At 34.0% G+C, this 17234-nt stretch carries 16 protein-coding genes; 8 read left to right on the top strand and 8 right to left on the bottom strand.

Features of this window, described 5'->3' with window-relative positions; genetic code table 11:
• Positions 1-2: 2 nt before the first annotated feature.
• The 5 genes from OZP15_RS04005 to ahcY form a co-directional block, all read right to left on the bottom strand.
• Positions 3-1139, bottom strand: a complete 1137-nt coding sequence (locus OZP15_RS04005) for a CaiB/BaiF CoA transferase family protein (RefSeq protein WP_281337082.1) — start codon at positions 1137-1139, stop codon at positions 3-5.
• Entirely contained in the window at positions 1140-2279 is a 1140-nt protein-coding gene (locus OZP15_RS04010; protein ID WP_281337083.1) for a CaiB/BaiF CoA transferase family protein, read from the bottom strand. It abuts the gene before it with no gap.
• Positions 2276-3424 (bottom strand): ABC transporter substrate-binding protein, encoded by a 1149-nt coding sequence (locus tag OZP15_RS04015; protein WP_269227214.1) that lies wholly within the window; start codon positions 3422-3424, stop codon positions 2276-2278. Before OZP15_RS04015 ends, OZP15_RS04010 begins: the two co-directional genes overlap by 4 nt.
• 187 nt (positions 3425-3611) lie before the next feature.
• Positions 3612-4064, bottom strand: coding sequence for a hypothetical protein (locus OZP15_RS04020; protein WP_269227215.1), 453 nt, complete (start codon positions 4062-4064; stop codon positions 3612-3614).
• 263 nt (positions 4065-4327) lie between these two features.
• Positions 4328-5644, bottom strand: a complete 1317-nt coding sequence (gene ahcY / locus OZP15_RS04025; RefSeq protein WP_281337084.1) for an adenosylhomocysteinase — start codon at positions 5642-5644, stop codon at positions 4328-4330.
• Positions 5645-5881: 237 nt separating this feature from the next.
• Between ahcY and OZP15_RS04030 the strand changes: the two genes are divergently transcribed.
• Positions 5882-6517 (top strand): 4'-phosphopantetheinyl transferase family protein, encoded by a 636-nt coding sequence (locus OZP15_RS04030; protein ID WP_269227216.1) that lies wholly within the window; start codon positions 5882-5884, stop codon positions 6515-6517.
• Between the two features lie 42 nt (positions 6518-6559).
• Here the strand turns inward: OZP15_RS04030 and OZP15_RS04035 are convergent, their stop codons facing one another.
• The gene (locus tag OZP15_RS04035) at positions 6560-7753 is read right to left on the bottom strand and encodes an AAA family ATPase (protein WP_281337085.1); all 1194 of its coding nucleotides are present in this window, start codon (positions 7751-7753) and stop codon (positions 6560-6562) included.
• Positions 7754-7959: 206 nt separating this feature from the next.
• On the opposite strand from OZP15_RS04035, the gene OZP15_RS04040 reads away from it, so the two are divergent.
• The 5 genes from OZP15_RS04040 to OZP15_RS04060 all read left to right on the top strand — a co-directional run bounded on the left by OZP15_RS04040 (position 7960) and on the right by OZP15_RS04060 (position 14234).
• Positions 7960-8682, top strand: a complete 723-nt coding sequence (locus OZP15_RS04040; protein WP_269227219.1) for a phosphoglycerol geranylgeranyltransferase — start codon at positions 7960-7962, stop codon at positions 8680-8682.
• Positions 8682-9302: a nicotinamide riboside transporter PnuC gene (gene pnuC / locus OZP15_RS04045; RefSeq protein WP_281337086.1), complete on the top strand. Its 621-nt coding sequence runs from the start codon at positions 8682-8684 to the stop codon at positions 9300-9302. Before OZP15_RS04040 ends, pnuC begins: the two co-directional genes overlap by 1 nt.
• On the top strand, positions 9266-11377 hold the full coding sequence (locus OZP15_RS04050; RefSeq protein ID WP_269227221.1) for a DUF4301 family protein: 2112 nt from the start codon (positions 9266-9268) through the stop codon (positions 11375-11377). The genes pnuC and OZP15_RS04050 overlap by 37 nt, the downstream gene beginning before the upstream one ends.
• Positions 11377-11778, top strand: coding sequence for an alternative ribosome rescue aminoacyl-tRNA hydrolase ArfB (gene arfB, locus OZP15_RS04055; RefSeq protein WP_269227222.1), 402 nt, complete (start codon positions 11377-11379; stop codon positions 11776-11778). The genes OZP15_RS04050 and arfB overlap by 1 nt, the downstream gene beginning before the upstream one ends.
• Before the next feature lie 230 nt (positions 11779-12008).
• The gene (locus OZP15_RS04060; protein ID WP_281337087.1) at positions 12009-14234 is read left to right on the top strand and encodes a TonB-dependent receptor; all 2226 of its coding nucleotides are present in this window, start codon (positions 12009-12011) and stop codon (positions 14232-14234) included.
• A 61-nt stretch (positions 14235-14295) separates the two neighbouring features.
• On the opposite strand, the gene OZP15_RS04065 is transcribed toward OZP15_RS04060, so the two are convergent.
• Entirely contained in the window at positions 14296-14718 is a 423-nt protein-coding gene (locus tag OZP15_RS04065) for a Rieske (2Fe-2S) protein (protein WP_281337088.1), read from the bottom strand.
• Positions 14719-14884: 166 nt separating this feature from the next.
• On the opposite strand from OZP15_RS04065, the gene greA reads away from it, so the two are divergent.
• Both greA and OZP15_RS04075 read left to right on the top strand, forming a co-directional pair.
• Positions 14885-15361 carry a transcription elongation factor GreA gene (gene greA / locus OZP15_RS04070; RefSeq protein ID WP_269227224.1) on the top strand — a complete coding sequence of 159 codons (477 nt, stop codon included), beginning with the start codon at positions 14885-14887 and terminating at the stop codon, positions 15359-15361.
• Between the two features lie 95 nt (positions 15362-15456).
• Positions 15457-15843, top strand: a complete 387-nt coding sequence (locus OZP15_RS04075; protein ID WP_269227225.1) for an HIT family protein — start codon at positions 15457-15459, stop codon at positions 15841-15843.
• A gap of 40 nt (positions 15844-15883) precedes the next feature.
• Here OZP15_RS04075 and OZP15_RS04080 read toward each other — a convergent pair whose 3' ends face one another.
• Entirely contained in the window at positions 15884-17032 is a 1149-nt protein-coding gene (locus OZP15_RS04080) for a sensor histidine kinase (RefSeq protein ID WP_281337089.1), read from the bottom strand.
• Positions 17033-17234: the final 202 nt, after the last annotated feature.

Raw genomic sequence — 17234 nt, forward strand, 5'->3', positions numbered from 1 at the left:
TATTAATTTATAAATTCATTCATAATTCGCTCGTTGTCTTGTCCTAATTTTGGTGAACCTTTGGTTGATGTAAAATATTCTCCATCAATTTTTATTGGACATCTTGTGGTTTGATACGAATAGCCATCCAGCATTTCAACTTTTTGTGTAAACTCTAAAACTTTAAAACCCTCTTCGGCAAAAAGTTCTTGATAATTCAATACTTTGGCGCACCAAATATCTGCAGGTTCTAAAATATTTAACCAAAATTGGGTTTCCTGCGTTTGTAAATGTGTTGCTAAAACGTTCTTGATTTCGTCTCTTAATTCAAATTTATTTTCAGGAAATTGCAACAATTCATCACATTTTAAAAGCGAAGCCAAAACCGGAATTGATCCCATCGCCAGAGCCAAAAAGCCATTTTTAGTTTTGTAAATGCCATAAGGTGCACCCAAATAAGCATGTGCATTGTTCGATTTTGTTCGAACGGGTAATTCGCCACCGTCATTGAAATAAGTCGTAATGGTTTCAAACTGAAAATCGAAAGCTGATTCCAACATACTCACCTGAACTTTTGCACCCATATTACGAGTTGCTTTTCGGTACAAAGCGGCTAAAATTCCTTGTGCCAAATGCGCTCCAGCCAGCATATCTACAATGGATAAACCCATCGGGACGGGTCCATCTTCCTGATTGCCGCTCAACCAAGTTAAGGCAGTCAGAGATTGTAATAATAAATCTTGTCCTGGTAAATCTTTTAATTCGGATTTGGTTCCGTAGCCAGATATTTCGGCATAGATGATATTGGGATTGATTTCTTTTACGTCATCATAACTCAAACCTACTCTCTCCATCACTCCAGGTCTGAAATTGTGCATGACCACATCGGCTTTTGCCAATAGTTTTTTTAATTTTTCGAGTTCTGATGCTTGTTTAAAATCAATAGCAAAAGATTCTTTGTTTCGGTTAATAGTATGAAAAACAGAAGATTCTCCGTTCATTATCAAATCGGAAGTATAAAGAGTTCGGCAAATATCGCCTGTTCCCGGTTTCTCAATTTTTATGACACGAGCACCCAAATCCGCCAAGCGTAAACTCGCCGAAGGCCCCGAAAGAAACTGGCTAAAATCTACTATTAAATAATCTTCTAATGGTTTCATCTACAAAAATTGTTCATGTATTTTTAAATTATCTTCTCCCACTTTTGGTGCTGCTTTTGTGCTAGTTAAAATTTCTCCATCCAATTGAATGGGGCTTCTGGTAGTTACTAATGTTTCTCCAGCTGAATTTTTTACGGTTTGTTTCAGTTGTAACTCTTCTACAAAAGGTTGATGGTCTAATTCTGCGTAATTCAAGACTTTTCCGCACCAAATGCCTTCTTTTTGAAGCAAATCCAACCAATAATCAGCCGTTTGAGTGAGTAGTTTTTCTGCTAAAATTGCTCTAATTTCATCTCTTTGAGAAAACCATAAATGTTTATCGGCGTAGTTTTTTAAATCAATTCCTAGAATAGTTCCAATGAAAAGTAAATCCCCCATGGCTAAAGAAATATAGCCGTTTTGAGTTGGATAAACCCCATAAGGAGCACTCAAAAATGCGTGCGCACTTCCTTTGGTATCGCCACGCTGGGGCAATTGTCCGCCATCATTTAAGAAAGAAGTTACCGCTTCAAACTGTACATCTAAAACCGATTCTAATAAAGTAACTTCGACTAAAACACCTTTTCCAGTTTTGGCTCTTTTTAGTAAAGCAGTCAAAATTCCCTGAACAAAATGATTGCCACACATTAAATCGGCAACTGCCAATCCAAAAGGTACGGGTTCTTGACTTTTTCGACCACTCAACCAGCTTAATCCAGAAAGGGATTGCAACAATAAATCCTGTCCAGGTTTATTAGCCCAAGGGCCTTTATCTCCGTAACCCGTAATGGTTCCGTATATTATTTTTGGGTTTATTTTTAAAGTATCTTCATAAGTTAAACCAATTTTATCCATCACACCTGGACGGAAATTATGGGTCATAATATCCGCTTTTTCGATTAGTTTTTTAACTAAAACCAAATCATCAGGATTTTTTAAATCGGCAGCAAAAGATTCTTTATTTCTGTTTATGGTATGAAAAAGCAAACTGCTATCGTCCACAAAAAGATCTTTGATACTCAACTGACGACACGCTTCGCCTTTTATTGGGCGTTCAATTTTGATAACTCTAGCTCCTAAATCGGCTAGTTTTAAACCCGCCGAAGGGCCTGCCAAAAACTGACAAAATTCTAAAACGACTAATCCTTCAAGTGGTTTCATTTGGCTTGTAGGTTTAAAGACTTGGTATAAAGTGCGTTCATTTCTGCCAAAACGGATGCTTCATTTCCGCCATTCATTAAGTAATCACGAACTAAATCACCAGCATGATCTTGGAAATACATGTGTCCGGAATATCTTGGACGTAAAAAAGCTCTTTCTAAAGAGGGTAAAGTATTCTTGAAATAATCGTGAGTAATACTATTGATTCTATCGCTTTTCCAAGCTTGCAGATGACCTGGTTGTCCACCATTGTCAGAAAAAATATTTTGTTGTACTTGTGATGAACCTGTAAATTCAGCATATTGAATCGCTTCGGGAATGTGTTGGCTAAATGAAGAAACCGCCAAACCCGTTCCACCCAAAGAGCTAATCATTAGGTTATTATTCAATTTCACTAAATCATAAAAGTGTAGCAAATTTTTGCTGTAGCCAATTCTAGAATAATTGGAATATCCGTAAGCGAAAGGGCAGTAGGCAATTGCATCCGAATTGACCATCGCCTCATAAACCTGAATTGGATTTCTGTTGAAGTTGGCAGGATCAATTAATTGTGCTAATTCTCGGAACATTTGGAGTGCTTTTGTTCCTGTTTCCAAAGAAATCACTTTTTCTTGAGATTGAAACGGTGCTTCGCCCAGACTGCAACAGTACATGTAAAAACTCATTAATACATCAACAGGAATTCCTGCAAAAGCGACTAATCCTTTTTTGGCTAGTGCCAATAAATCGTCATACGTTTGCGGAACTTTCAATCCTTGTTTTTCTAAAATATCCAATCTTGCAGCTGCAACTGGAGTCGCTGCATCTATTGGCAATGCCCATAATTTATCGCTAAAAACGTAACTTCCGTACGATTTACCAACGGTGTTTATTTCCTGATCTTTTATATATTCAGCAGAAAGATAATCGGATAATGGCAAAATGGCTTTAGTATCGGCACCAAAACCTGTCCACGGATGATCGATAACCAAAAGGTCAAATCTTTTGGCTAAATCTTCGATGGAAGCATCTGCGAATTCTTGTAAACTTCTTTTCTCCCAGCTAATTTCGATATTGGGGTTCAGTTCTGTAAAACGTTGAGATGTAGCCACCATGGGCAATAAACCTCTGGTGTGATTCCACGTAATCCCTTTCAGTTTTTTCATTTTATTTTCTTGTAATTAGTAGTAATGCTAAACACAGCTTAAATGTTTAAGCTAACTACAAATATAAAAATAAGAATGGATTACGCAATCGATATAAGTGTTAATACAACACTTTTTTTGAGGGGTGGTTTTGCACTACATATTGTTTACAAATTCGGTAAACTTGAAATAGTAATTTTCAATACTATTAGTAGTTGTCTTCTATTTTTAATTTAGCAGCTTCTATAGCTTTTTCCATATCTTCTACTTTTTTTGACTTTAAGTCTACTTCTATTTTTATTTTATTTAATTTGTTTTCAAGTTTAGCTATTTCCTTATTATATTTTTTGATTTGAGAATGATTAGTATTGTTGTTTTCAAGATTCTTTAGATTTTCTTTTTCTGTTTTTAAATCGGCTTCTTTTTCCCATGCTTTTCTTGCTAGTTTTATTAGCTTCCGTTCTTCATTGGCTAATTTAGCTTGTGCATTTTCTATGCGATTTCTATAAAGAGGTTTTATAGTGGGTGGTTCTGGAAGTTTTGGTGGTTGATTTCCCCACGGATTAAATATAGGGTTTTGTATTTTTGATGGATCAAAATTTTGAGCTTTCACAAAAAGAGGTAATATTAATATTGTGATTAGAATTAAGCGTGTTCTCATAGTTTTGTTTTGGTCTCAAAAATATACTTATATTTCAAAAAATATATAAAAATATTTTGATTAATTTTTAAAATTCGTGATTGTGATAACGAGATTATAGGGATGAGTTACTGTTAAATTGACACAAGTTTTATGGTAATTGTGTTCTATAAATCAGTAGTGTGTTTTTCTTTATTCAATAAATATTTTGCAAACAAAAAACCCTCACATTGCTGCAAGGGTTCTAATAATCTAAAATCTAAATTCAGAAATCTGGAATAAATCTAGTATCTGTAATATTCTGGTTTGTATGGACCTTGAACTTCAACACCAATATAAGCTGCCTGATCCTCACGTAAAACTTCCAATTCAACTCCTAATTTAGCCAAGTGCAAAGCAGCCACTTTTTCATCTAAATGTTTAGGTAACATATAAACGTCATTTTTGTAAGCAGCGCTGTTTTTCCACAATTCGATTTGTGCTAAAGTTTGGTTAGTAAATGAGTTACTCATTACAAAACTTGGATGACCTGTAGCACAACCAAGGTTTACCAAACGGCCTTCAGCCAAAATGATGATGTCATTTCCGTTGATATTATATTTGTCAACTTGAGGTTTGATTTCGATTTTTGATGCACCGTGGTTTTTATTCAACCAAGCCATATCAATTTCGTTATCAAAGTGTCCGATGTTACAAACAACCGTTTTGTCTTTCATTTGTTCGAAATGAGATCCAAGAACGATGTCTTTATTTCCTGTAGTTGTAATGATGATATCAGCAGTAGCAATAACCGTGTTTAATTTCTTTACTTCATAACCGTCCATTGCAGCTTGTAAAGCACAAATTGGATCGATTTCAGTAACGGTTACGATAGAACCAGCACCTCTAAAAGAAGCTGCAGTTCCTTTTCCAACATCACCGTATCCACAAACGATAACTCTTTTTCCAGCCAACATTAAGTCAGTTGCACGACGTACAGCATCTACAGCAGATTCTTTACAACCGTATTTGTTGTCAAATTTAGATTTAGTAACAGAGTCATTAATGTTGATAGCAGGCATTGGTAACGTCCCAGCTTTTACTCTTTCGTATAATCTGTGAACTCCAGTTGTAGTTTCTTCAGAAAGACCTTTGATTCCAGGAACCAATTCAGGGAAACGGTCAATAACCATATTAGTTAAATCTCCACCATCATCCAAAATCATGTTCAATGGTTTTCTGTCTTCACCAAAGAATAAAGTTTGCTCAATACACCAGTCAAAAGACTCTTCGTCAAGACCTTTCCAAGCGTAAACAGAGATTCCAGCAGCAGCAATTGCAGCAGCAGCCTGATCTTGAGTTGAGAAAATGTTACAAGAAGACCAAGTAACTTCTGCACCAAGAGCAATTAAAGTTTCGATCAAAACTGCGGTTTGGATGGTCATGTGCAGACATCCAGCAATACGAGCACCTTTCAATGGTTGTTCGTCTTTATATTCAGCACGAAGCGCCATTAAACCTGGCATTTCAGCTTCCGCCAATTCAATTTCTTTTCTTCCCCAAGCCGCTAGAGAAATGTCTTTTACTTTGAAAGCCACATAAGGCGTAGTCGTTGTACTCATTTATAGTATATTTGTAGTTCTAAAATTTTTTGCAAATTTACACAATAACTTATTATTTAAAAAGCATTCGCAACTATTTGTGAAATGTTTAATGTTCTAGTCGTAAGTATTTTGGATTGTAGATTAGCGATTTAGGATTTTTGATTTAAGAAAAACCAAACAAAAATGGAATTTTTTGAATACAGTTGAAGCCCAAATCTGAAATCTAAAGTCTAAAGCCAGAAATCTAAAATAAAAATGCCTTTATATAAAACCATAAAATTCAATTCTACAACCCGAATCCTAGTTTGGGAAATAACCGAATCTTTCGAAGAATTATTGGGGAAAGTAGTTTTGAAAGAAAAAACCCGGCTTCGATTAAACGGTATGAAATCGGAAATTCACCAACGCGCTTTTTTGAGTGTACGAATGCTGATTCAAGAAATAGGTTTTACCGATCAGGATTTGCATTATGACGAATTTGGGAAGCCGTATTTCGATTGTCATAACTATATTTCGATAACCCATTCCCATAATTTTGCAGCCATTATTATCAGCGACAAAACGGTTGGAATTGATATGGAATTACAACGGGATAAAATCATTCGAATTGCCGATAAATTTGTAAACGAAAAAGAGTTAAATCGTTTGCAGCGCTTCGATTCCCAAGATTATATCAAAAAATTAACTGTGAAATGGGGAGCCAAAGAAGCTATTTTCAAAATCCGAAACGAAAAAGGAATCAGTTTCAAAGATCATATTCAGGTAAAACCATTCGAAATTGGAGAAAAAGAAACAGTAGCCTTTCTTGAAATAGAAAATACCAAACAAGAATTTGCTATTTATTTTGAAGAGATAGAAAACTTTACTTTGGTTTATGCCTTTGAAAAATAGGATGATGACCCCAAAATTATAGCATTAGAAAGCTCCAGATTTTTAATATAACATTCCGAAAAGCCACAACGGGATTGTATTTTCTACCCCAAAAGCAATTTGGTCCTGAACTACAAAAGCATTTTTCAAGCCTAGAATTTGCGATTGATCTTTGTTTTTTCCACCTATTTCAAAAGTATATTTTTCGTTTACTACAAAATCGGCTCGCTCCGGATAACTAATTCGATGTTGCTGTTGCAATTGATTCAAAAAAAAGGTTTCTCTAATATTTCCAACATTTGGGTTTTCGTTACCCAAGGCATAAATAAAATTGGTGTTTTCTAAATATATTTTCTCTGGCTTTTGCAAAGAACTTACGCCAAACTGATCTTTATAAACCAAATTCAAAATCCCTGCATCCGAAAGATATACCAAAGTATCCATTACTGTTTTTCGCGTTACTTGAATCTTGTTGGCTAATGCTGTAACATTGGGTTTAAACGGAACGGATTGACTTATGATATATAATAATTGTTTAATTTTGAACAGCATAGATACTTCGGTTTTGCGTAATAAAGGCAACTCGATTTCTAAAATCATATTGATAATTTCTTGCAATTGCTTGTAGTAAAAAATTGAGTTCTCTTCATAAAACGGATAATAGCCTACTTGTAAATATTCCTCAAAAAAAGCCAATGGCTTGAAAGTAGTGTTCATGTTTATAGCAATTTGGGTATGATTTTCTAATATTTCATCTAATTGGAGTGCTGGAAAATCTATTTGATGTCTAAATTTTAAATACTCCCGAAACGACAATCCCTGCAACTCAAAAACCAAAGCACGTCGACTCAAATCGGCACGAGCATTTAAAATTTCTAGCAAAGACGAGCCTGTAAAAGAGACTTTTAATTGAGGATAATTATCATAAATATTCTTCAATTCTATAGACCAGTTGGGATATTTATGCACTTCATCAACAAACAAATGCGCGCCACCTTTATTGACAAAATCTTCCACCACATCGCCCAATACATGTTCTGTAAAATACAAATCATCTAACGAAACATATAAGGCTTTGTTCGAAACACCGTATTGTTTCTTGATGTATTGCAGAAAGAGTGTGGTTTTGCCCACGCCTCTTCCGCCTTTTACACCAAGCAAACGCTGATCCCAAGGAAGTTTGTTTAATAAATACCGCTCAAAACCCAATTCGGTTTGTGTAAGTAAGTTGATGTGCTTTTTGATAAGTGAATCCATAATAATGTGTTTTTTAAAATACAAATATATATAAAATTGTATTTTAAAAAACACATTATTAGTTATATTTGTGTTTTAAAAAGTGCATTTTATTTAGTGATTTTGTTTGCTTTGAAGAGATAGAAAACTTTACTTTGGTTTATGCTTTCGAAAAATAAATTAATCTGCATGAATCTGTGAAATCCGTTTCATCCGTGGCTAAAAATATGACAAATATCTATAAACATATTCTACAATCGAAAGTCGAAAACCAAAAACTCCTTGCGATTCTTCTCGACCCTGATAAAATCGATTTGAATACAATCGAAACTTTAATCGAAAAAATAAATCAATCTCCTGCTACACATATTTTTATTGGCGGAAGTACTGTCGAAAATAATATTTTAGACCAATTGATAATTCGACTTAAAGAAAATATCGATTTACCTCTAGTTTTATTCCCTGGAAATCCATCTCAAATTTCTGCTCATGCCGATGGAATTTTGTTCCTATCGCTTATTTCAGGAAGAAATCCAGATTATTTAATAGATCATCAAGTCAATGCAGTGTCCATTCTCAATCAAATGGATTTAGAAGTCATTTCAACTGGCTATATTTTAATCGAAAGTGGCACTCAAACCGCTGTAGAACGAGTGAGTCAAACCAAACCATTGGACAGAAATAATATCAATTATGTGGTTCATACTGCTCAAGCGGGCGAAATGTTGGGCAACAAGCTCATTTATCTCGAAGCTGGAAGTGGAGCTAAACAAGCAGTTCCGTTAGAAATGATAAAAAAAGTAGCAAATAATATTGAAATCCCTTTAATTGTTGGCGGTGGAATTATAGATTTGTATGGAATTCAAAAAGCGTATGATGCAGGTGCCGATTTGGTAGTCATTGGAACAGCTTTTGAAAACGATGTTAATTTTTTTAATACTTCAATTTAATGATAGAGTTTTTTCTTGACGCTTATAAAAATGCTTCAACAACCCAAATTGTTTTAGAATTTATTGTCTTTGTGTTTGGTATTTTGAGTGTTTGGTTTGCCAAAAAAGAAAATATTTGGGTCTATCCTACAGGTTTATTAGCGACAATAATTACCACTTATTTGTTATATGTTGCGGGTTATTTAGGTGATATGTTGGTCAATGGGTATTTTGCCATAATGAGTGTTTATGGCTGGTATTACTGGGTTAAAAACGGAAATCAAACCGACGAATTTCCTATATCAAGAACCAATACCAAAGAAAAAATAATTGGAGTTGCCTTATTTTTTCTTACCATGGTGGTAGTTTTCGGGATTTATACTATTTTTGATTACAAAATTAAAGTTGACAATTATATTGATATCATTTCGTCGGGTATTTTCTTTACAGGAATGTGGTATATGGCCAAGAAAAAAATCGAGAATTGGACACTTTGGATTTTGGGTGATTTAATTGTTACCCCTTTGTATGCTTATCGAGGATTAGGGATGTTGTCCTTACAATATTTAATATTTACAATTTTAGCTGTATCAGCCTATTTAGAATGGAAAAAAATCTTAAACAAAAGCAATCTACAGTAATTAGAGTTGCTCTTTTTGGACCTGAATCTACCGGAAAAACTACATTGGCAAAACAACTTGCAGAACATTTTAATACCACTTGGACTCCAGAATTCGCCAGAGATTATCTTCAAGAAAAATGGGATAGAACAGGCAAAATTTGTGATGTTAACGATATGTTGCCTATAGCTTACGGACAAAATGAATTGGAAAACAACAGCCTTGATTCGGCAAATAAATTCCTTTTCTGTGATACCAATTTGATGGTTACCAAAGTGTTTTCGCAAGTGTATTACAATTTTTGTGATCCAATTTTAGAAAAAGCGGCTCGCAAGCACAAATACGATTTGATTTTTTTAACTGATATTGATGTGCCTTGGGAAAAGGACGATTTGAGAGACAAACCTGAACAAAGAGAAGCTGTTTTTAAGGCATTCAAACAAGAATTAATTGATACTAATAAACCTTTTATAACGCTATCTGGAGACCAAGAAACACGACTTCAGAGAGCGATTGCTATTGTCAAAGATCTTGAAAAAGCTATTCAAATAAAGATGGCTCCTTTGGATTTTGTTCAAATCCAAGAACACGGCGTTTCTTTGGATAATATTCAGAAACAATTGAATATTTTTAAAAATGGAATTGCTAAAACGGTTCTTGTAGAACCTGCAACGGTTTCTAACGGGATTTTAAAATTTTCAGATGATGACTTCAAGCAAAAAGCCGATTTTTTTGATGCTAATAAAGCCAATTTGAAATTAACTAAGTTTGTTCCTGCTTCAGGAGCAGCCAGTAGAATGTTTAAATTCTTGAATGAATTCTTGAATGATTTTGATATTGAAAACGAAAGTATCAACGGATATATCAATCGAAAAAGAGATTTAGATTTATCCATTTTTATCGTTGGTTTAGAAAAATTTCCTTTCTATAAAGCGGTTGACAAGCAATTAAAAGAAATTTATCCTGATTTTAAATTATTAGAAAGAGATTATAAAACGTATTACTTCATAAAAACATTACTTTCTTCGGATTATTTTGATTTTGCCAATAAGCCCAAAGGAGTTCTTTCGTTTCATAAATACAAAACACATATTGCTACAGCTGTAGAGGAACATTTGCACGAATGTGTGAGTTATGCTAATTCTAATGGAAGTTCTAATTTGCAATTTACGGTATCAGAATCCCATCAAACTCAATTTGAAAGTATTGTAGAGGCGGTAAAACCAAAAGTCGAGGAGCAATCAGGAACAACGATTGATATTAGCTATTCTTTTCAAAATAAAAGCACCGATACCATTGCGGTTGATATGAAAAACAAAGCTTTTAGAGATAAAAACGACAAATTATTTTTCAGACCTGGAGGTCATGGTGCATTAATCGAAAATTTGAATGATTTAGATGCAGATATTGTTTTTATAAAGAATATTGACAATGTAATTCAGAATAATTTAGAAGCTATTTCTTTGTACAAAAAAGCGTTAGCTGGCGTTTTGATTGAATTACAACAACAAGTTTTTCAGTATTTGAACCAAATAGATAATAGTACTGAAGAGGGATTGGAGGAAATTGTTGAATTTGCCAAAAATAAATTGAACATAGTGCTTATCGATGGCTTTTCGAAATATACCTTAAAAAATAAAATTAGTCATCTAAAAGGAATTTTAGACAAACCAATTCGTGCTTGCGGAATGGTTAAAAATGAAGGAGAACCTGGTGGAGGACCATTTTGGGTTCAAGAGCCAAAAGGAGCTATTTCTTTGCAAATTGTAGAATCTTCACAAGTAGATACCGAAAACGCTAAACAAAATAAAATTCTAGCTAGCGCAACCCATTTCAATCCGGTAGATTTAGTTTGTGGGATTCGAAATTATAAAAACGAAAAATTTGATTTGACACAATTCGTGGATCATAATAGTGGTTTTATTGTCGAAAAAAATCAAAACGGGCGACCATTAAAAAGTTATGAATTACCAGGTTTATGGAATGGAGCGATGGCAAAATGGATTACCATTTTTGTAGAAGTGCCATTGATTACCTTCAATCCAGTGAAGACCATTAACGATTTATTGAAGCCTGCTCATCAGCTTAAAAAATAGTGGAAACTGATAAAATCATATCCGAATTACAGTTCAAAGCCGTTCGCAGTAGCGGAGCTGGTGGTCAAAACGTGAACAAAGTTTCCTCGAAAGTAGTTTTGTCATTCGATTTGAAAAATTCTCAAGCTTTGTCTGACGAGGAAAAACTATTGTTAGAAAATAAAATTGGAAATCGCTTAACCACAGAACAAATACTAATTTTAAATTGTGATGAAGATCGAAGCCAACTTAAAAACAAATCTATTGTTACCAAACGTTTTTTGGATATAATAGCAGCAGGACTCGTGATTCCAAAAATTAGAAAAGCTACTAAAATTCCTAAATCGGTTATTCGAAAAAGAATCAAAGACAAAAAGAATATTTCGGAAATTAAACAATCCCGCAGAAAACCAGATTTTTAAATTTATACGAATTCATAATTCATAATTCATAATTTATAATTAATTTTGCGCTGTCTCAAAGGGGTGCTCTAAATAACGAGCTGAGATTATACCCAACGAACCTGAGCAGGTAATGCTGCTAAGGGAAAAGATTGAAGATGAAGTGCACGTCATTCTGAAAATCGGAACAAATCATTTTTTTTAATTTAACAAAAGAATAATTCCCCCTTTTATTCGTAAACCATTTACGGATGAACACTTTTTATCAATTACAAATTACAAATTACAAATTACGAAAATCATCTAGCATTTTCAATTTTAGGCATTTTAATTTTTTTTTATTGCCTTTTGCCTTCCTTTTGCCTTTTCTCTCTATTGCTCAAGAAAAAACAAAAGACACCACCAAGGTCAACCAACTCGATGAGGTTCTAGTTTCGGCAGTTCGGGTTACTTCAAAAACGCCAGTATCTTTTTCTAACTTGAGTAAAGAGGAATTAGCCCCACGCAATCTAGGTCAGGACATTCCAACTTTAATGAATTATTTGCCGTCTGTTGTAACTACTTCGGATGCTGGAAATGGAATCGGTTATTCAGGAATTCGGGTGCGTGGAAGCGATGCCACTAGAGTCAATGTGACCATCAACGGTATTCCGTACAACGATTCTGAAAGTCAAGGTACATTTTGGGTTAATATGCCTGACTTTGCTTCTTCTTTGCAAAGTATTCAGTTGCAACGAGGTGTAGGAACTTCTACTAATGGATCGGGTGCTTTTGGAGCCAGTTTGAACATGCTAACCGATACCTATTCCAAGAAAAGTTCGGGCGAAATTTCAAGCTCAATCGGGAGTTTTAATACTAACAAAAACACTGTAAAATTCAGTACTGGTCTAATGAACGATCATTTTGAAATAGCAGGACGTTTATCGACTCTAAAATCTGATGGCTATATCGACAGGGCTAGTTCAGACATGAAATCTTATTTTTTACAAGGAACCTATGTTGCAAAAAACACCTTAATTAAAGCTTTGGCTTTTGGAGGTACACAAAAAACGTATCAGGCCTGGAACGGAATTGATGCTATAACATTAGCAGATGATAGAACGGCTAATTCAGCAGGAATGTTTACTGACGAAGCTGGAAATCCTCGTTTTTATGACAATGAAACCGATAATTACAATCAAGATCATTATCAATTGCATTGGAACGAAAAAGTATCCGATAATTGGAGCACCAATTTAGCTTTTCATTACACCAAAGGAAAAGGGTTTTATGAGAATTATAAAGAAGATGCGGATATGACGGATTATAATTTGCAAGCCGTTGGAGCTATAACTACAACCGATTTGATTCGTCAAAAATGGTTGGATAATGATTTTTATGGAACGACATTTTCTGCCAATTACAAAAATGGAAAACTAGATTTTATTTTTGGAGGAGGCTTTAATAAATACGAAGGCGACCATTTTGGTAAAGTAATTTGGGCAAGATATGCTTCGCAAACGGAGTTAGGAGATCATTATTACGACGATTTTTCAACCAAAACGGATGGGAATGTTTTTGCCAAAGCCAATTATCAATTGTTGGAAAATTTAAGTTTGTTTGGTGATTTGCAATACCGAAATGTAACCTACAAAGCCAATAGCTGGGAAACAGGTTTGGTTGACGATAATTTCAATTTTTTCAATCCAAAGGCTGGACTTACTTTTGATATTAATCCAAATAATGCTTTGTATTTTTCGTATGCCAGAGCCAATCGTGAACCGAATAGAACCGATTATGAAGGAGGAAATGTAAAGCCTGAAAAATTGAATGATTTTGAATTAGGTTGGAGATACAAATCAGCTAAATTCCAAGTAAATTCGAACTTGTATTATATGAAATACAAAGATCAATTGGTTTTAACAGGTGGATTGAATGATGTAGGAAGTCCAATTCGTACCAATAGTGGCGATAGTTATAGATTAGGATTAGAATTGGATGCTACATGGAAGATATCAGAACAATGGTTTTTACAGCCAAATATTACATTAAGTCAAAACAAAAATAAAGATTTTTATTTTGCTAGAGACGGAGTTTTGCAAAACCTAGGGGAAACCAATATTGCTTTTTCGCCTAATGTAATTGCAGGAAATCGTTTGACCTTTATGCCAATCAAAAATTTGCAGTTGTCATTGCTGTCTAAATTTGTTGGCGAGCAATTTATGGGAAATATAGATTCAGAAGTTTCAAAGTTAAAAGACTACTTTGTAAACGATTTGAATGTTTCGTATGAAATTAAACCCAATAAAATTTTCAAATCTATTGTGATAACAGCATTATTCAATAATATTTTTGATTTGAAATATGAAAGCAATGGGTATTTTTATACGTATGATGACGATTATTCTAATCCTCCAGCTATTACAACTGTTGAAGGGGCGGGTTATTATCCACAAGCAGGAACTAACTTTTTAGCAGGACTTACGCTTAAATTTTAAATTCATTCTTACTTAAAACGAAAAATCCTGATGTTTTGAAGCATCAGGATTTTTTTTGTTTTTAATTATAAATTCGTAGCATTGTTCCGCTTTGTTCCACTCGATATTGTTTCATCGGGTATTGTTTGCCAGTACTTTGTCCAGTAAAAAGACTGTATTCTGCATTGTCACAAGGACAAATAACTTTTATGTCACCTTTAGTTAAAGTCATTTTAGAGCAAGAAGTCAAAGCCTGATTCGGACAAGCAGCATCAAAAGCAACATAACCAGTTCCAGTATTAAAAATAATTATTCCACGAAGACCTTGGCTTTCATAAAAAAAAGAACCAGTAGTATAGGTAAGATCAGCATAGGCAGGCAAGCTCAAATTGATGTTAAGACTAAAACTGTAATTAGGCAAGTAAGGATTATTGTTATTGACTTTATCTGCAGTACAGCCAAAAAGCAAGGGAATTACAAGCAAAAGTAAGAAGTGTTTTTTCATTATTGAAAATAGGTTAAAAAAAATTATTGTGACAAATTTAATTTATTTAGCATTCGAATAGATATGTTTAACGTATATTTATAGAATAAATGAAAATAATACTATCTTTGTGGAAAGAAATCCCGTCCTGATGGGATTTTTTCTATTTTATATAAACAACGAAGTTATGAGTGCAGTATCCTATTACACAGCAGAAGGATTAAAAAAATTAAGAGAAGAATTAGACTATCTAAAAAGTGTGATGCGCCCAAAGGCATCCGCAGATATAGCAGAAGCAAGAGATAAAGGCGATTTGTCTGAAAATGCCGAGTACGACGCAGCCAAAGAAGCCCAAGGAATGTTGGAAATGAGAATTGCCAAACTGGAAGAAATACATTCTAACGCCAGATTGATTGACGAAACCCATTTAGATGTTTCTAAAGTATTAGTTTTATCCAATGTAAAAATTAAGAATCAAGCTAATGGAATGGAATTGAAATACACCCTTGTTGCTGAAAGTGAAGCCGATCTTAAAACAGGTAAGATTTCTGTAACCTCACCAATTGGTAGAGGTTTACTAGGGAAATCTGTTGGCGAAGTGGCTGAAATTACCGTGCCAAATGGTGTCTTGAAATTTGAAATATTAGAAATTTCTAGAGATTAATTTTTTTGAAGAGTTAGAAAAATTGTTTAAAGGTTTAAGTTGTTTAAGAATTTAAACCTTTAAACAATTTTAAACAAAATAATGAACGCATTAAAATGACCATTTTTACCAAAATAATAAACGGAGAAATTCCTTGCTACAAAATAGCTGAGGACGAAAATTTCTTTGCTTTTTTGGATATTAATCCTAATACCAAAGGACATACTTTATGTATTCCGAAACAGGAAACAGACCAATTATTCGATTTGGACGATGAGGTTTATTTAGGCTTAATGCAGTTTTCCAAAAAAATAGCAGCTGCTATCCAAAAAACCGTTCCTTGCAATAGAGTAGGCTTGACCGTTGTTGGTCTCGAAGTGCCTCATGCTCATGTTCATTTGATTCCTCTCAACGAAATGGACGATATGCGTTTTCTGAAAAAAGTTTCTATGGAAAAAGAAGAATTTGAAGCTTTGGCCAAAAGTATTCAAGCTAATTTGTAATAAAAAAGAAGTCCTGAAATTTCATTTATACTCCTCTTTTTTATTCAATTTTCTTAAAACTCACTTGCATTGTTGTTCCTTTTCCAATTTCGGAATGCAAGACTTTAATTTTTCCTTTGTGGTATTCTTCGACAATCCTTTTGGTTAAAGAAAGTCCTAATCCCCAGCCTCTTTTTTTGGTCGTAAATCCAGGTTCAAAAACGGTTTTGAACTCGTTTTTTGGAATTCCTTTTCCAGAATCAGAAATATTTATTTTTACCAAATCGCCTTCTTGGGTAATTTCCAAATCCAAATTTCCTTTACCTTTCATGGCATCAATGGCATTTTTTACGAGATTTTCAATAGTCCAACTGTGTAAAGTGGGGTTCATCAAAACCGTAATTGGAACATTTGGTGCACGAAAAGAAAATGTTACCTGTTTAGAAAATCGAGATTGTAGATAGTCATACGATTGTTGGGTTTCTTCAATAATATCTTTGTTTTCCAGTTTGGGTTCCGAACCTATTTTCGAAAAGCGTTCCGTGATGGTTTGTAGTCGCTCAATATCTTTTTCAATTTCCACAATAGTACTTTCGTCCACATCATCGGCTTTTAGGATTTCGACCCAACCAATTAACGAAGAAAGAGGTGTCCCAATTTGATGTGCTGTTTCCTTTGCCATTCCTGCCCAAAGTTTGTTTTGAGTCGCCATTTTAGTACTTCTATAAAAATTATATACCAAGCCAGCAAATAGTACAATGATGAGTACCAGAGCAATGGGGTAATACTTTAATTTGTTGAGCAAAGCCGAGTTGCCGTAATATAATTTCTGAAATTTTCCGGGAACATATTCAATTACGATGGGTTCATTTTCATTTTTTAAACCTGATAAAAAGGAATTCGCTCTTTTATTGTCGGTAGTAATTTCTTCGTCAATATTTACTGTGTTGATAATGCTATCGTTCTCGGTCAGTATTATTGGAATGGTGGTGTTGTTTTTAAAAATCTCCAGCGGAAGTTCCAAATCGGTATTTTCTCCTGCATTGATTAATGTTTTTTGCGCATTGGCCCAAAGATTCATTTTCAGTCGTTCTTCTTGTTTGAAAATTTGGAAAAAAGTATAAGTGTTCCAAAGAATTAAGGAAATAATAAAAAAAGAAATAAAAACGATAATCCAACGGCTGGTGTTTCTACTTTTAGAAAACTGCATACTATTACTTTTTGAGGCATAAATATAACGAAATAATTCGATTCTTATTTTCTAGACTTGGTTTAGACTTTGAAAATTATGATTTTTAGTGAATTGAAAAACTTTTAGAATAGGATGATTTTTGATGAATTTGACTCTATTAATTGTTTGTCTGCTAATGAAGAAAATGATATATTTGTAAACCAAAATTTTCTGAAAAGGA

This window comes from Flavobacterium eburneipallidum, assembly GCF_027111355.2.
Classification (GTDB): domain Bacteria; phylum Bacteroidota; class Bacteroidia; order Flavobacteriales; family Flavobacteriaceae; genus Flavobacterium; species Flavobacterium eburneipallidum.